Here is a 15,528-nt window from a genome sequence, read left to right as displayed (position 1 = left end):
GGCTACTTCTGGATGAACGCGGCGAAGCGCTTGTCGAGCAGGGGCGCCGCCTTGTCGACGGCGTCCCACGTGTCGTCGTCCAGCTTCGGCGCGTCGTGACCGTACTTGCCTGCGCGCTTGCCGAACACCTTGATGAGATCCTTCGTGATCCACAGGTCGTTCATGTTGTGGAACCAGCGCCACAACAGCGTCTGGAGTGCTGGCTCGTCCCTCAGATGGTTCGCCCAGAGTCCCCGAGGCATGGCCTGCTTCACCAGCTCCGACCCCTGGGCCTCCCGCCGCGCGATTCGGGTCAGCAGCGCCGGGTGTGCTGGAAACCGTGAAGTGTCCAGCAGCCCGCGCGTCACCGCGTAGCCGACGAAGAGCCCCGTGGTGACATCCGGATACCGGGCGAGATCCCCCGAGCCCCTCACCGTCAGGGTGACGGAGACGGAATCATCGAACTCGACTTCGAGCTCCAGGTACCCAGCGCTGTCGAGCGCATGGACCCAGTAGGCGACGGTGGGCTCGTCCTCATCCGTGAAGCCTGCTCGGCGGCCGGTGGGCGGCCCCAGCACCTTCGAGACCTCCTCCTCCGACTTCGCCTTCCAAGGCACGCCCAGGACGTTTTCGCCTATCGCCGGCCGTACCCACGCGGTGGAGACGTAGGGGATGAAGCTCTTGGCGGTCTTCGGAATCGGCGGGAAGGCGTCGTGCAGGATGTCGTGTGACAGGACCAGCTCGACGCCGTGCTTGGGCGCGGAGACGTTGACCGAGTCGTTGTTCTCGCTCGTCGAGGCCGGAAGCTTCTTGCCGAGCACCTCCGTCACGTAGGCGATGACCTCGGGAGAATCCGCGCGACGCCCGAGCACCGACGCCACCTGCCGCGTCTTCGGACCGAGCTTCGCCATCACCTCGGTGGGCGTGAAGGTGGGCGCGGAGGCCGGCTGCTGCGTCGCGCTGGCCTTCGCGTCGCCGTCGAGCCAGGCGGAGAAGTCGAACTCCTTCGCCTTGGGCGCCTTGACCTTGTGCTTCTTCAACCACGCGGCCAGGGCCTCGCGTCCGGACCCAGCCTCCTCGTCGTCGAGCTCGCTGATGTCCGTCTCGCCCTGGGACCACAGGGCGAGGAACTCCTCCAGGCTGTTCGCGACGGTCCGCGTCTCGCCCTCGGAGCCGAGCAGCGCCACGGCGGCCGGGGCCTTCCCGCCGGGCTTCACCAGCAGGAGCAGCGAGCCATCCGGGAGGTGCAGGAACGAGAAGGCGGAGGCGCGAAGACGGTCCGCCTTCGCCGGGTCCCACTCCTCGGGAACGGCCTCGGCCAGTAGCCCATCGAACCAACCCAGGGTTCCATGGGCTTGCGTGCCCACCCACTCGCCGACTTTCTGGAGCAGCGGTGGGACCTCATGACCTTCAGGCGCGGCGGACAGGTTCACGGAGTACTTCGGCATGGGTGGTCGGTTCAGCCTCCTGGTCCGAATCATAGGGCACCTCCCGCCGGCACAGCGCCGGCAAGAGGCGGCCCGCGGCACGGACGTCAGTCGTTGACCCAGCAGAACCACTTGTTGAGGGGGACATCCTGGCAGTAGCACTCCCCCGGGGCGCCATTGGACCACTGACAGAAGTTCGACGTGTCATAGACACAAGGGCGGGTCTGGAGCGTCTCACAGCTGTCGGCAAGTGCCGAGGAGTCCTGACCGGTCGGTGCGGCAACTCGAGGCGCATCTTCGGGTGATGCTGCTCATTCGTACGACGCGCCGCGCGCCCTAAGGGCTGCTCTCCTCCATGAGTGCATCGATCGAGGGGTCAGCCAGAACGATGCGATCGGGACGCCCAAGTAGTACGTACAGCAGACTCTCGGGGATATACCGCTGAGAGCGGAGCGTCGCACGTAGGTGTTCGCCAAACCCTCGCTCATTTGCAATTTCCACAAGCAAGGCTTCGGTGTCCTCATAGATGTGTCCTCTGCGAAGCCTACCTTTCGAGCGACGCATCATGAACTCCGTGAGCGCTGACTCTTCGAACGTCCCTTCGGTGGCCCACTGACTCAGCTTCGGCGTGGCGGTGATGACCTCGGCCACTGCGTTCGTCGCTGCGACGCGGTGCCAAACCTGGTCGAAGGAGCGATTGGCTTCACGGCCTTGAATCGTCTCCATTACATAGGTGAAAAGCCGCATCATGAGGGTTGTGTCCCTCCGCACATCGATAGGCACGAGCGTCCCGAGAACGGAAACAGCTCCGTTCGCCAGGAGCAGATCCGCCACAGTCACTGCGCCACGGGCTCGAGGTGCGGTATGGCACGCACTGAGGATGACCAGAGGCGGCATGGGGCCAAGCTCGACTCCAAGGGCTGGCTTATCCCCAATGACGAGTGTCGCGAGATTGTGCTCCTTGAGATAGCGGCCGTGTGCGCTCAAGAGGAGGACTTGATAGTTACCCGCCGAGAGGCTGTTTCTCAATTGCTCCGGCGTCGACACTTCTACGATGTCGCAGACCGCATCGGGTTGCTGTTGGACGATTTCCTGAATGCGCTTCCAGCCGAACATCGCATGCGGTCGGATGGGGTCTGAATGCGAGAGGCACTCCGCAATCAGTACCCGCAGGTTCTTCCGGAGGTAGATGATGGGCCACCGGACCAACTCGTGCTGAAGGCACCGGGTGAGAGGCTGTACTGGCAGCAGGGAAACCGGCACGGAGCAACTGAGGGGCGCGGTGTGTCCTGGCAGAATTGCCAGGCCGATGGGGAAGTTCGTGAAGGCAGAAATGCTGCTGGCTCGCCGGAGCAGGCGCACCGTCTCATGGCCGAGCGCTCTCGTGATGGACTTGCCGAGCCGGGTGAGGATCTTCCAGATGACGAGAGGCTGCGGACGGTCTCCCGCACAATGCTCTTCGAGCTGACAAAGGATGCGAAACGAATCATCGTCCACCTCTGGCCGCAGCACGCCCAGCGCATTGGCCGCCGAGGCCCGATGGGTCACGACGGATTGAACCGCGAGAGCCTCCCACCGCGCATCGGATGCCAACTCCGAAGCCCCGCGTCCTGACGCACGCTTATACGACGGTGACACTCCGCTCATTCCAATGACCACGGGCCATTGCAGCCCTTCTTTCACCTCCGCTTGGGCCTCTTCGAGCGTCTTCTTGAACTCGTCGTCTGGGGGGCCCCTCGACAGAAGCAGAACCAGTGCCTCCAGGCGCTCGCGCAGGAATGCAGAAAACTGGAAGGCGGTGTCGACGCTCTGCGGGCCGATGTTGTCTGGATATTGGCCATCATCCAAAAAGGCTCGCTGCGTGTAGTGCGCGGTGGGGAGCAGCAAGGGCGCAACGGCGCTCGGGGGAGTCCACGGAGGCGGTCGAAGGGTTCGGTCCCGCTGAACCGGGATCGGCATCGCGGCGATGGATTCCCAGTGCTGGCGCAGCATGGACGGTGAGAGCTGCGAGAACGGGGTGGGTGGGAGCACCGACTTCGTCTTCTTGGCCAGAGCCTCCGCCTCGGAGGCGGCGTCATCCGGGTACAGGATCAGCGCGGGGCGCACCGAAAGGAGGAACGAGGCGACCGCATCATCTCCCAGTGCTTCAATGGGGAACGGGAATATCTCATGAGGAGCGTCGAGGGTCGCAGCGTGGAGACACTCTTTCGGGGATATATCGATGGTATCGAAGAGCGTGCGCGGCAGATGAAGGCAGTACCAAATTGCCTCCAAGGGCCCACCGGTAAGATCCCTATCCAGACCATGGGGCCACGTCTGACCGGATGGGTATTCACCTTTCTGCGTAAAAACAACCCGGGGCACCGGACCGGTTTGCTTCTGCCTGAAGAGGAGCACATAGGTTAGGCGATAGGGATCTACATCCTGAACCGTATGCTCACTGGTCACGGCTGCTTGGCTCCTTGACGCTCGGCGGGTCCGATCCGCAAGGGGAGTTCTAACACTGATGGGCTGTGGCTTGAGCGTCACCCGCTTCCGTGGACACCCCCAATGTGATGGAAGGGTGTTCGATGTCGGAGAGCAAGAAACAGCAGAGGCGGCAGCGACGTAGCTTCAGCCCGGAGTTCAAGGCCGGGGCGGTGAAGCTGGTGCTGGAGGAGGGCAAACCCATCGCGGAAGTCGCGCGGGACCTGGACCTGACGGAGACCGCCTTCCGCAAGTGGGTGGAGCAGGCCAAGGCGGACCGGGGACAAGGCAAGCCCGGCGCGCTCGCCTCAACCGACGCCCACGCAAGACGCTCGATTTCCTTTCTCCTGCGGAGAAGCTAGAGAGCGTGTTGCTCTGACCGGTTGAGCGTGCCGTACCTATCGTTCGCCGAGCGAGAAGAAGTCGCGATTCTCCACGCCCGGCGCCTCGGAGTTCGTGCGATTGCGCGTCGGATTCAGCGTTCTGCCTCGACCATCTCGCGGGAGTTGCGCCGCAATGCCGCGACCCGTGGCGGTGGCTTGGAGTATCGAGCAACAGCGGCCCAGTGGCATGCGGACCGACGCGCGAGGCGCCCGGAGGTGGCGAAGCTGGCCGCAAACAACGAGCTGCGGCGGTACGTGCAGGAGCGCTTGGCAGGGACACTCACTGCTGACGATGGGACAAGCGTGCCTGGCCCAGAGGTGCGTTGGAAAGCGCGACGCCAGGGCCCCCGAAAGGACCGCCGTTGGGCGACCTCCTGGAGTCCCGAGCAGATTGCCAATAGACTTCAGGTGGACTTCCCAGCGGATGCCTCGATGAGGCTCTCCCACGAGGCCATCTACCAAGCTCTCTACGTTCAAAATCGCGGTGCCTTGCAACGCGAGGTGGCCAGTTGCCTGCGGACCGGGCGGACGCTACGGGTGCCGCGGGCACGTGCCCGAGTGCACGGGAAGAAGTTTGTCAGCCCCGAGAGCAGGCTCAACCATCGCCAAAGCGAAGTCACGCACCGCAAAGTACCTGGGCACTGGGAAGGGGGCCTCATCTTGGGGGTGGGGAGTTCTGCCATTGGCGCGCTGGTCGAGCGCATCACCCGATTCACGCTGCTGCTGCACTTGCCGCGCATGGACGCCCAAGGCCTGCCTCGGGTGAAGAATGGGCCTGCCCTGGCCGGACATGGCGCCGATGCGGTCCGCAGCGCCATTGCGTCCTCGCTCACCGTGTTGCCAAAGCAGCTGCGTCGGACGCTCACGTGGGACCAAGGGGCTGAGATGGCTCACCATGCCCGCCTTCGCGCCGACACGGGCCTTTCCATCTATTTCTGCGACCCGCGCAGTCCCTGGCAGCGGGGCACGAACGAGAACACCAACGGCCTGCTTCGCCAGTACTTTCCAAAAGGGACAGATCTCTCCAGATACTCCCGTGAGGACCTCGCCACTGTCGCCTCCGCCCTCAACAATCGGCCTCGCAGGACTCTTGGATGGAAGACACCTTCCGAGGCGATGAACACTCATCTACGCTCACTTCAACCAGGATGCGTTGCGACGACCACTTGAATCCGCCCAATACGCCAGTGAGGACTACCGACGGCGGCTCGCCGAGCGCGGCATCACCTGCTCGATGAGTCGCAAGGGAAACTGCTGGGACAATGCCGTCGTCGAGAGCTTCTTCAGCAGCATGAAGCTGGAACTCGTCTACACGCGCACCTTCAAGACGCGCGCGGAGGCGAGGCTCGCGCTGTTCGAATACATCGAGGTACCCTACAGCCACAGGCGTCGTCACTCCTCACTCGGCTATGTCAGCCCGGCCGAGTACGAGCGAACGACTGAGGCTCCGAGGCAGGCAGCGTAGTCAACCTGTCCACGGAAGCGGGTGACTCTCAATAGCGGGTAACAGTGTGTCCTGCTTGAGGTTTCCTATCACCCTGTCCACGGGTTCAAGTCCCGTACTCCTCGCCACTGAGAAGGGTCCGGAATCGAAAGGTTCCGGGCCCTTCGCTTTTGGGCCGGCGGAGACCCAGGACCGCATCGCGGCCAGGGAAGAGGCGCGGCCCACGACATGTGAAAAGCGGGTGACAGTTCGAGGCGAGGGCCGTGTTCCACGCACGGATGCCTGTCTTTGTCGCACCAGCACCCGGGCCGGCAGGTGCGGCATCCTCCTGAAGGAGCTGACACCCATGCGTGGCCTCACTGTTACCATCGCACTGACCCTGGCCCTGTCCGCATCGCCCGCCACAGCGGACACGGTGCCCTCCCTGCCCGAACCCACCGGCTGCCAGCCGGTCGGCACCACCTCCCTGTATCTGAAGGACACCTCGCGCCCCGACCCATGGGTGCCGTCGGTGAACTACCGGGAGTTGATGGTCTCCCTCTTCTACCCGGCGACTTCGGCGCACGGTCCGAAGACTCAGTACATGACCCCGGCCGAGTCGGCAGCGCTCCTCGCGGACAGCGGCATCCCCGACGTGCCACCGGACCTGCTGAGCACGACGCGGACCCACTCCGTCCGCAACGCGTGGCCGGCGGGTTGCGCGCGCAGCCTGCCGCTGGTCGTGCTGTCGCCGGGCTACAGAAAGCCCCGTGCCACGCTCAGCTCACTGGCCGAGGACCTGGCGAGCCACGGCTACGTCGTGGCGGTGGTCGACCACACCTATGAGAGCGTCGGCACCCGCTTCCCCGACGGGCGCGTCACCGGGTGTGCCTCGTGTGACATACCGCACGACCTGGCGTTCTGGCAGAAGCTGGAGCAGGGCCGGGCCGCCGACGTGTCGTTCGTGCTGGACGCGCTGACCTGGCCTCACGCGAAGTGGCTCGGCGCATACCTGATCGACCCGTCCCGCATCGGGATGGCCGGCCACTCCGTGGGGGGCGCGAGCACCCTTCCCACCATGGTCAACGACTCCCGTCTTCGGGCCGGAGTGGACCTCGACGGCGACACGAGCACCCCGCTCCTCGCCCCCGGGCTGTCCCGGCCGTTCATGTTCCTGAGCCACCAGCTCACGCCCATCCTGTGCCAGCCTGGCGTGAACACGGCCTGGGAACGGGACTGGCAACAGATGACCGGGTGGAAGCGCTGGCTCGAGGTGGCGGGCACGGTACACGCGTCGTTCACCGACATCGGGCTGTTCGCTGACCAGCTCGGCATCAATATCGGTGCGAGCACCACCGCGGAGCGTACCCAGGCCATCACCCGGGCCTACGTCAGAGCGTTCTTCGATCAGCACCTGCGCGGCTGGCCGCAGCCACTGCTGGCCAGGCCCTCTCCGCAATACCCCGAGCTCGTCTTCTGCTCCGCCCTCCTGTAGGCGGCCGTGGCTTGCGCGCTGGACCCGGGGCCGAGGAAGCTTCCGGCCCATGAAATTCAATCCAGCCGTGCTCAGCATTGCCGGCGGCTTCAGCCTGTTCTTCCTCGTGTCCGGTGTGCGAGCCCTGGTGCGCAAGCGGATGACAGTCGTGAACCCCGCTCATTCCGGGGCATGGCCGGGCCTGCTCGGCAAGGCCATGCACTCGCAGCTGCCGAAGAACCCGTTGGATCCCTACCCTTCGCCCCACATGGAGGCGACGGGGGGCCGGGCCCTCGGGATGGCAGTGCTCTACATCGTGCTGGGCGTGGCCTTCCTGGGCCTGGGCATTTTCGCCACGCTGGTGGAGAACGACGTGCTCTGAAGCAGCGGGCCCGCTTGGGATGTTTCCGAATGAGGGCACCGCGGCGTTTTTTCGCGTGCTAGAGGTCCGGGATACCGGGCTGCCGGGCGGTGAGCCTCCGCGCGGAGAGCCCAGGTGCAAGTCATTGCATCAGGAGCCCTCGCTTGACCTCCACGCCCCCTTCCTCCCGGGTCACCGGAACTGAATACGAACGCCTGCTGGCCAGCCTGCGACGCAAGAGCGCCTGGGCGCTGGAAGGCCGGAACACAGCGGTGGTGCTGGAGGGCGGGCACGTGGCTGCGCGCGTCCCGGACTCCCGGGTCGACCACGGTCCATGGCGCTCGGTGGTGGACGTCATCGCGGAGCAATGCCGGCTGCACGCGGATCGCGTGGCGCTCTCGGACGGGACCACGGAAACAACCTATGCGCGACTGGACGCGCGCACCCGTGCCCTGGCCTCGAACCTGCGGGCCCGGGGCCTTGGACGGGGTGACGTGGTCACGCTCGTGCTGGACCGGGGCCCCGCTTTCGTGGAGTTCGCGCTCGCGGTCTGGAGGGTGGGCGCGGCCTACCTTCCGCTGTCGCCATCGCATCCGCGGGCCTGGCGGGAGGACATCGTTCGCAGGGTCGGTGCGGCGCTCGTGGTCGGCTTCTCGCCGGACAGCGCGGTGCCAGAGGTCCCCTTCCTGGATGCAGGGGCCGAAGCGGGCTCCGTCGCGTCTCAGGATGACGACGCGGTGCTCGTTCCGGAGGACCTCGCGTACATCATCTGCACGTCCGGTTCGACGGGTGAGCCCAAGCTGGTGATGAGCGAGCATCGCGGGGTCGCCAACCTCCTGCACGCCCAGCGCGACTTCCTGGGCGCGTTGGGGCCGGACACGCGCGCGCTCCAGTTCTTCCACCCGTCGTTCGACGCGTCCCTGTTCGACGTCCTGCTGGCGCTGCCCAACGGAGGACGGCTGGAGTCCCTGGATGCGGCACAGCTCTCCGGTGAGCCGCTGGCCCAGGTGCTGGTGCGCCGGCGCATCACCCACGCGGTGCTGCCCGCGACGGTCCTGCGCACGCTGCGACCGGGCGGTTTCCCCGACCTCCAGATGCTGATGAGCGTGGGGGACGTGTGCTTGCCGGAGACCGTGCGGCAGTGGGGCTCGCAGCACCGCTTCATCAACGGCTATGGCCCCACGGAGGTGACGGTGGCCAGCACGCTCCAGGCCGTGCGCTCCGTGGACGGCGAGCGCGTGCCCATTGGCCGCCCCATCTCGAACTACCACGTGGTCCTGCTCGATGAGCACCTGCACCCCGTCCCCGACGGAGTCCCGGGTGAGCTGTGCTTCGGAGGCGACGGGGTTGGACGTGGTTACCTGGGCCTGCCGGGCCTCACCGCCGAGCGGTTCATTCCGGATGCGTTCGGCCCGCTGCCGGGAGGACGGCTGTACCGCAGCGGCGACCTGGGCCGGTGGCTGCCGGACGGCACGCTGGAGTTCCTGGGCCGCCGCGATGACCAGGTGAAGATCCGCGGCGCGCGAATCGAACTGGGGCAGGTGGAGGCGGCCCTGGCCTTGCTGCCGCACGTGCGGGACGCGGTGGCGCTCGTCGACGGCACGGGGGAGCGTCTGCTGGGCTACGTGATGCCGGTCGCCGGAGCGGTGCTGTCAGGCGACGCGGTGCGCTCGGAGCTGCGCCGCCGGCTGCCCGGCTATCTGGTGCCGGACGTGATGGTGGTGGTGGACGCGTGGCCGCTGAACACGAGCGGCAAGGTGGACCGGGCCCGGCTGCCCCGCCCCCAGCGGATGGAGCGGACCGGCTACCAGCCGCCGGAATCCCCCGCCGAAGAGGCCCTGGCGGCCATCGCGGCGGCGCTGCTCGGGATGGAGCGGGTGGGGCGGCATGACGACCTGTTCGAACTGGGCGGACACTCGCTGTTCGCGACCCAGCTTGTCGCCCGGGTGCGCCGCGTCCTGGGCGCGCAGCTGGAGTTGAGCGCGGTGCTCCAGTCGCCCACGGTCGCTCAACTCGCGGCCGGCTTGAAGCAAGGGCAGGGTGGGGTGGACCTGGGCCCTCGCGGAGGCGAGGCCGGTGCCGCCATCGCTCCGTCGTTTGGCCAGGAGCGCGTGTGGTTGATGCACAAGCTCAACCCGGACGCGCGGGCCTACCACACGCAAGCCGTCTTCCGGCTGGCGGGGGCCCTGGACATCGCCGCGCTGCACGCGAGCCTCACGGACATCGTCCGCCGCCACGACGTGATGCGCACCCGCTTCCCCGAGGTGGATGGAGAGCTGCGCTGCGAACTGGAGGCGCCCTGGGCGGTGGAGGTGCCGCTCCAGGACTTCAGCGGCGTGGGTGAGGACGTGCTGGAAGCGCGGGTGGGCGAGGCGGTTCGCGAGGCGGTCCAGACGCACTTCGTGTTGGCGGAGGGCCGGCCGTTCCGCTGGCGGCTCCTGAAGGTGGGCGAAGAGGAGCACCTCTTCGTGCACGTCGAGCACCACGTGGTGCATGACGGCTGGTCGTTCAACGTCTTCGTCCGCGAGCTGCTCAACGGCTACGCCGACCACGTGCGCCACGGACAGGTGCGCCGACCTCCGCTGTCCGTGCAGTACTACGACTACTCGCGCTGGCAGCGGGAGTGGGTGGGCACGGAGGCCGCGAACGCGCAGCGCCGCTTCTGGCGCAAGGCCCTGGAGGGCGCGCAGACGCAGCTCCAGCTCCCGCGCCGCGCGTTGTCCGGGACCCGGCGCTTCCGTGGGGTGGCGCCTCGGATGGAGCTGGACGCGGAGCTCGCGCGCCGGTTGCAGGACCTGGCGGACCGCAACCACACGTCCCTCTTCACCACGCTCCTCGCGGCGTTCTTCGTCCTGTTGCACCGCTACACCGGCTCGCGGGACCTCCTCGTCGGAACCGCGGTCGCGAACCGGCGCTGGCAGGACACGGAGAGCCTGCTGGGCATGCTCGTCAACACGGTGGTGCTGCGTGGACAGCTGCACGAGGACCCCTCCTTCACGGAGTTCCTGGCGCGGGTGCGGCGCAACACGCTGGAGGTCTTCGACCACCAGGAGCTGCCGTACGAGCACATCTTCGCGGAGTCACCCGCGCGGCTGCAGGGCGGGCTCAATCCGTTGATCCAGACGATGTTCAACTTCCATGACTCGTCGGTGGGCTCGCTCGAAGCGTCCCCTCTCGACGTCACCATCGTCGAGGGCCTGAGCAATGGCTCCGCCAAGTTCGAGCTGTCCGTCGTCGCGGTGCCCCTCTACGCCGAACCGGGACACATCAGCCGGTTCGCCGGGGACCTGGTGACCATTCCCCGCTCCGACAGCACCGTGCGCTCCAGTCCCCGAGCCTCCCTGAGCGGCATCCTGCTCTCGTGGGAGTTCGACTCCGACCTCTTCGAGGACTTCTTCGTCACCGGCATGCTGTCCGCGTACCAGCAGCTGCTGCGCTCCATCACCGCCGCGCCGGACACCCGCGTGTCCCGGCTGGCCTTGATGAACGACGCGCAACAGCGCGCGCTCGTCAGCGTGGGCGCCAGGAAGGAGGCCCCCACATATCGGGTGCATGACCTGCTGGCCCAGTGGACCCGGCTCGCGCCCGACGCTCCGGCGGTGAAGGCGGGGGCTTCCGTGCTGACGTACGAAGCACTGACGCGCCGGGCGGAGACCCTGGCGCACCACCTGCGAGACCTGGGCGTTGGCCGGGGGTCGCTGGTGGCGGTGTGCATCCACCGCTCGGCGGAGCTGGTCGTGGCCCAGTTGGGAAGCCTCATGGCGGGGGCGGCCTTCCTCTCGTTGGACCCGAAGGCGCCACCGGCCTACCTGGAGTCGCTCGTCCAGGACGCCGGGGCCCACGCCCTGGTCACCACTGCGGCGCTGTCGGACCGGCTCACCTGCCTCCCCACCGTCGTACTGGATGACCTTGCCCCGAAGTCCGGTCCGCCGTTGCCCTCGGGAAGTCCATCGGACCTGGCCTACGTCCTCTACACCTCCGGTTCGACGGGCAAGCCCAAGGGCGTTCAAATCGAACACCGCTCGGTCGTGTCGCTCCTGCACCGCACGGCCCTGGCCGAGGACCTGGGACCGGGCAAGACGATGCTGGCGATGGCGTCGGTCTCCTTCGATGTCTCGGTGCTGGAGGTCTGGGGCGCGCTGTTGAACGGCGCCGCGGTCCACTTCCTGCCGCCGGTCTGGGACGTGCCCACGCTGGCCCGGTGCCTCATCGAGGAGCGCATCACGCATGTGGTGATTCCCCCCGTGGTGTTGCCCCGGTTGGCCGCGGAGGCCCCGGAGTCCTTCGCCGCGCTGGATCGGGTGATGGTGGGCGGAGAGGCCTTTCCCCCAGAGGCGTTCCGCACGCTTCAGCGAGCAGGCTTCACGAAGCTGACGAACGCCTACGGCCCCACGGAGGCCACCGTCATGGCCAGCGCCTACAAACTCGACGAAGGGCATGATCCCGAGGCCACGAACGTGCCCATCGGCCGGGCGCTGTTCAATGCCCACGTCGTCGTGCTCGACGCGTCCGGGCAGGTGGCGCCGCCGGGCGCAGTGGGGGAGATCTGCATCGGAGGGGACGGACTCGCGCGGGGGTACCGGGGCAGGCCGGAGCTCACCGCGGAGCGGTTCGTGCCGGATCCGCTCGCGGCGCATCCTGGCGGGCGGCTCTACCGCAGCGGAGACCTGGGCCGGTGGCTTCCGGGAGGCATCATCGAGTTCCTGGGCCGCCGCGATGAGCAGGTGAAGGTCCGGGGCTTCCGGGTGGAGCTGGCGGAGGTGCGCGCCGCTATGGCCGAACATCCCGGCGTGGCGGACACCCTCGCGGTCATCGACGCGCGCGCGGAGGAGCCCCGCCTCGTGGGCTACGTGGTGGCCGAGCCGGGAGTCGCGGTGGCCGCGCAGGCCGTGCGCGAGGACCTGGCGCGCAGGCTGCCGGGACACCTGGTGCCCTCGGAGGTCGTGGTCCTGGAGGCGTGGCCGTTGACCCCGCACGGAAAGGTGGACCGCTCCCGGCTGCCCACCACGACCCCTCGGAGTCCGGAAGCGCCCTTCACGGCGCCCAGGACCGAAACCGAGGTCCGCATCGCGGCGGTGGTCGGGGAGTTGCTGGGTGTGACCCGGGTGGATGTCCACGAGAGCCTGCTCGCGCTGGGCATGCATTCCTTGCAGGCGATGCGGCTGGCCTCGCGGCTGAGTCGGATGATGGGGCGCGAGGTCGGGCTCGCGACCATCCTCATGGGACCCACCGTCGCGCAGCTGGCCGCCGCTCTCACCGTGGCGCCGGTCGCCTCCACCACCATCAAGCGATTGCCGCGCGCATGACGACCGCGTTCCCGATGTCCTTCGCCCAGCAGCGGCTGTGCTTCCTGCACCGGATGGATCCCACCGGCGCGGCCCACGCCACGGTCCGCTGCCACCGTGTGGCGGGGCCGCTGGACCTGCGAGCCCTGCGGGAGGCCCTGGACGTGCTGGTGGCCCGGCACGAACCGCTGCGGACCGTCTTCCCCCTGGGAACGCGGCAGCACCTCTCGCCGGAGGGGCAGGCACCTCTCCACGTCGTGGACGTGGCGACCGAAGCGGAGGCCCTGCGCCACGCGCAAACAGAGGCGGCCCGTCCGTTCGACGTGGAGCACGGACCGCTGCTGCGGCTCACCGTGCTCCGGCTGGATCCTCGGACGCACTTCCTGGTCTTCGCGCTGCACCTGCTCGTGGCGGACGGCGGGTCGCTTCAGGTCTTCTCCGAGGACCTGGCTCTCGCCTACCGCGCGGCGGTCCTGGGCGAACCCACGGGCTTGTCCGAGCTGCCCGTGCAATACGTGGACTGGTCCGCGTGGCAGCGCGAACAGCTCACCGCTTCACGGCGCGAGTCCCTGTCGCGCTGGTGGCGCGAGCGGCTGTCCGGCGTCCCCTTCTTCCTGGACCTCGTCGCCCCGCGTCCCGCGCTGGGCCAGGGACGCCGTGCGCATCGCGTGCTGCCCGCCGCCATTGTCCGGTCCGTGCATGCCCTCGCGAGCGCTGAACGACAGACGGTGTTCACGGTGCTGGCCGCCGCGTGTGGCCTCGTGCTCGGTCAGCGTGCGGGACGTGAGCGGGTGTTGCTGGGGCTGGCCGTGGCCAACCGGGACCTGCCCGAGGTCGAGCGCGTGCTCGGGTTCTTCGTCAACACCGTCGTGCTGGAGGTGGACCTGCGCGGCGACCCCGACTTCCGCCAGCTGCTCACGAGGGTGGCCGCTTCCAGCGCGGACGCATACGCACACAAGGACCTGCCCTTCGAGCAGCTCGTCGAGGACCTGTCGCCTCCCAGGGACCCTACGCGGTCTCCCGTGGTCCAGGTGAACTTCGCCTACCATCCGCCCCACACGGCGGGAGCGCTGGCCCTTCACGGTTGCGAGGTGACGGAGCTGCTGTTGGATCTCCCCTCCGCGAAGTTCGAGCTCACCCTGCGGGTCGAGGAGCGCTCCGACGGCCTGTGCACGGTGTGGGCCGAATTCGATGAGAGTCTTTTCGACCTCGCGTTCATCGAAGGTCTGCTGGCGGCCTACGAAGAGGTCCTGCGGACCTTGAGCCCCGACGCACGCGTGACGAGCCTGCGTCCGCCCCGGACCGCGACGGAGGCACACCTGGCCCGCATCTTCGCCGACGTGCTGAAGGTCGCTTCGGTCGACCCGTATGACGACTTCTTCCGGCTCGGCGGCCATTCCCTTCAGTTGATTGAAATCGCGGCCCGGGTCCGGACCGAGCTGGGCCGGGACCTTGGACTGCGTGAGCTGTATCAGCATCCCACCGTGGCGGGCGCCGCCGCCCTGCTGACACGAACAGGAGCTTCCCAATGAGCAATCCCTATCCGTTTCCCAAGGACTGGCAGCATCCGTTGGAGCCTCCCGCCGACTACAAGCGGTTGAGGCAGGAGGCCCCGGTGTGTCCGGTCCGACTGTTCAACGGGAACACGGCATGGTTGATCAGTCGCTATCAGGACGTGCTCGCGGTCCTGAGTGATACCCGGATGGTCCTGGACTCCACGCTGCCAGGGTTCCCGCACATCTCCGCCTCCTCGGCGGCCCGGCAGGAGCGGACCCTGCCTTTCTTCTTTCGCCCGGACGCGGAGTACCGGGTTCAGCGGGCCATGCTCGTGCAGGAGTTCCTGCCCCGGCGGATGGAGGCCCTTCGGCCGCGAATCCAGCGCACCGTGGATGAGGCGCTCGACGCGATGCTGGCGGGCCCGCATCCGGTGGACCTGATGGCCGCGTTCGCGCTGCCCGTCGCCATCCGCGTCATCTGCGACCTGCTCGGGGTGCCCCATGACGGTGCGGAGCGCCTGCACGTCCTCAGTCGGACCATTGGCTCCCGGGCCTCGTCGCGCGAGGAGGCGACGGCGGCCCTGGCCGGACTGGATGAGGTCTTCCTGGCGCTGGTGGAGGCGAACCTGCGTGAGCCCACGGACACGCTCATCGGTCGCGTCGTGTCCGAGCAGGTGGCGACGGGCAAGCTGAGCGCCCCGGATGCCGCCGCCATGTTCCATGCGCTGTTCTACGCGGGCCACGGGCCGCCCGCGTACATGTTCGGCCTGGGCACGCTGGCGCTGCTGCTCGACCCGGGGCAGCTGGCGAAGTTCCGCGAGATGGAGGACCCGGCGGCCATCACCGCGGCCGTCCAGGAGCTCCTGCGCTTCGTCAACGTCTCGCACCTGGGCCGGCAACGCGTGGCCACGGTGGATGTCACCATTGGCGGCCAGCTCATCCGCGCCGGTGAAGGCATCCTCGCCCAGCCGGATTCAGCCAACCGCGACGAGACGGTCTTCGAGGATCCGGACCGGCTGGACCTCCAGCGCGAGGTCCACCGTCACTTCGCCTTCGGCCATGGCATCCACCTGTGCACGGGACGGGCGCTGTCGCTCATCGAGTTCGAGGTGGTCTTCAAGACGCTCTTCCAACGCATCCCCACGCTGCGGCTGGCCGTGCCGCCGGAGGAGATCCGCTTCAAGAAGGATGAGAACCTGCTCGGCGTGCACGAGCTGCCCGTCACCTGGTAGGC

The 15,528-nt window shown here is 67.6% G+C and carries 9 protein-coding genes and 1 pseudogene; 8 read left to right on the top strand and 2 right to left on the bottom strand.

Annotated features, from left to right (window positions below):
• Window positions 1-2 precede the first annotated feature (2 nt).
• Window positions 3-1,427 (bottom strand): hypothetical protein, encoded by a 1,425-nt coding sequence (locus D7Y04_RS32335; RefSeq protein WP_121761776.1) that lies wholly within the window; start codon window positions 1,425-1,427, stop codon window positions 3-5.
• A 315-nt stretch (window positions 1,428-1,742) separates the two neighbouring features.
• Window positions 1,743-3,854, bottom strand: coding sequence for a CHAT domain-containing protein (locus D7Y04_RS32330; protein WP_147477235.1), 2,112 nt, complete (start codon window positions 3,852-3,854; stop codon window positions 1,743-1,745).
• Window positions 3,855-3,976: 122 nt separating this feature from the next.
• Here D7Y04_RS32330 and D7Y04_RS32325 point away from each other — a divergent pair, with 122 nt between their 5' ends.
• From D7Y04_RS32325 to D7Y04_RS32290, 8 genes and pseudogenes are all read left to right on the top strand, one after another.
• A complete protein-coding gene (locus tag D7Y04_RS32325) occupies window positions 3,977-4,234 on the top strand; it encodes a transposase (protein WP_158627619.1) in 258 nt (85 codons plus the stop codon).
• A gap of 21 nt (window positions 4,235-4,255) precedes the next feature.
• Window positions 4,256-5,425, top strand: a complete 1,170-nt coding sequence (locus D7Y04_RS32320) for an IS30 family transposase (protein ID WP_121761773.1) — start codon at window positions 4,256-4,258, stop codon at window positions 5,423-5,425.
• Between the two features lie 7 nt (window positions 5,426-5,432).
• Window positions 5,433-5,720, top strand: a pseudogene (locus D7Y04_RS32315) (integrase core domain-containing protein); the annotation flags it as partial.
• A 325-nt stretch (window positions 5,721-6,045) separates the two neighbouring features.
• The gene (locus tag D7Y04_RS32310) at window positions 6,046-7,173 is read left to right on the top strand and encodes an alpha/beta hydrolase (protein WP_121761772.1); all 1,128 of its coding nucleotides are present in this window, start codon (window positions 6,046-6,048) and stop codon (window positions 7,171-7,173) included.
• 49 nt (window positions 7,174-7,222) lie between these two features.
• Window positions 7,223-7,534, top strand: coding sequence for a hypothetical protein (locus tag D7Y04_RS32305; protein WP_121761771.1), 312 nt, complete (start codon window positions 7,223-7,225; stop codon window positions 7,532-7,534).
• Between the two features lie 143 nt (window positions 7,535-7,677).
• Complete coding sequence (locus tag D7Y04_RS32300) at window positions 7,678-12,819, top strand: non-ribosomal peptide synthetase (protein ID WP_121761770.1); 5,142 nt, start codon at window positions 7,678-7,680, stop codon at window positions 12,817-12,819.
• Window positions 12,816-14,330, top strand: a complete 1,515-nt coding sequence (locus D7Y04_RS32295; RefSeq protein WP_121761769.1) for a condensation domain-containing protein — start codon at window positions 12,816-12,818, stop codon at window positions 14,328-14,330. The genes D7Y04_RS32300 and D7Y04_RS32295 overlap by 4 nt, the downstream gene beginning before the upstream one ends.
• Window positions 14,327-15,526, top strand: a complete 1,200-nt coding sequence (locus tag D7Y04_RS32290) for a cytochrome P450 (protein ID WP_121761768.1) — start codon at window positions 14,327-14,329, stop codon at window positions 15,524-15,526. The genes D7Y04_RS32295 and D7Y04_RS32290 overlap by 4 nt, the downstream gene beginning before the upstream one ends.
• The last annotated feature ends 2 nt before the right edge of the window (window positions 15,527-15,528 follow it).

Source organism: Corallococcus sp. AB038B (genome assembly GCF_003668955.1).
Lineage (GTDB): Bacteria > Myxococcota > Myxococcia > Myxococcales > Myxococcaceae > Corallococcus > Corallococcus exiguus.
Note: the sequence above shows the minus strand (reverse complement) of the source record. Positions and strands in the feature narration are given on the sequence as shown.

Coding starts and splice junctions, on each gene's coding strand:
- D7Y04_RS32335 (WP_121761776.1), bottom strand. CDS start 1,427: ATGCCGAAGTACTCCGTGAACCTGTCCGCCGCGCCTGAAGGTCATGAG.
- D7Y04_RS32295 (WP_121761769.1), top strand. CDS start 12,816: ATGACGACCGCGTTCCCGATGTCCTTCGCCCAGCAGCGGCTGTGCTTC.
- D7Y04_RS32290 (WP_121761768.1), top strand. CDS start 14,327: ATGAGCAATCCCTATCCGTTTCCCAAGGACTGGCAGCATCCGTTGGAG.
- D7Y04_RS32325 (WP_158627619.1), top strand. CDS start 3,977: ATGTCGGAGAGCAAGAAACAGCAGAGGCGGCAGCGACGTAGCTTCAGC.
- D7Y04_RS32310 (WP_121761772.1), top strand. CDS start 6,046: ATGCGTGGCCTCACTGTTACCATCGCACTGACCCTGGCCCTGTCCGCA.
- D7Y04_RS32305 (WP_121761771.1), top strand. CDS start 7,223: ATGAAATTCAATCCAGCCGTGCTCAGCATTGCCGGCGGCTTCAGCCTG.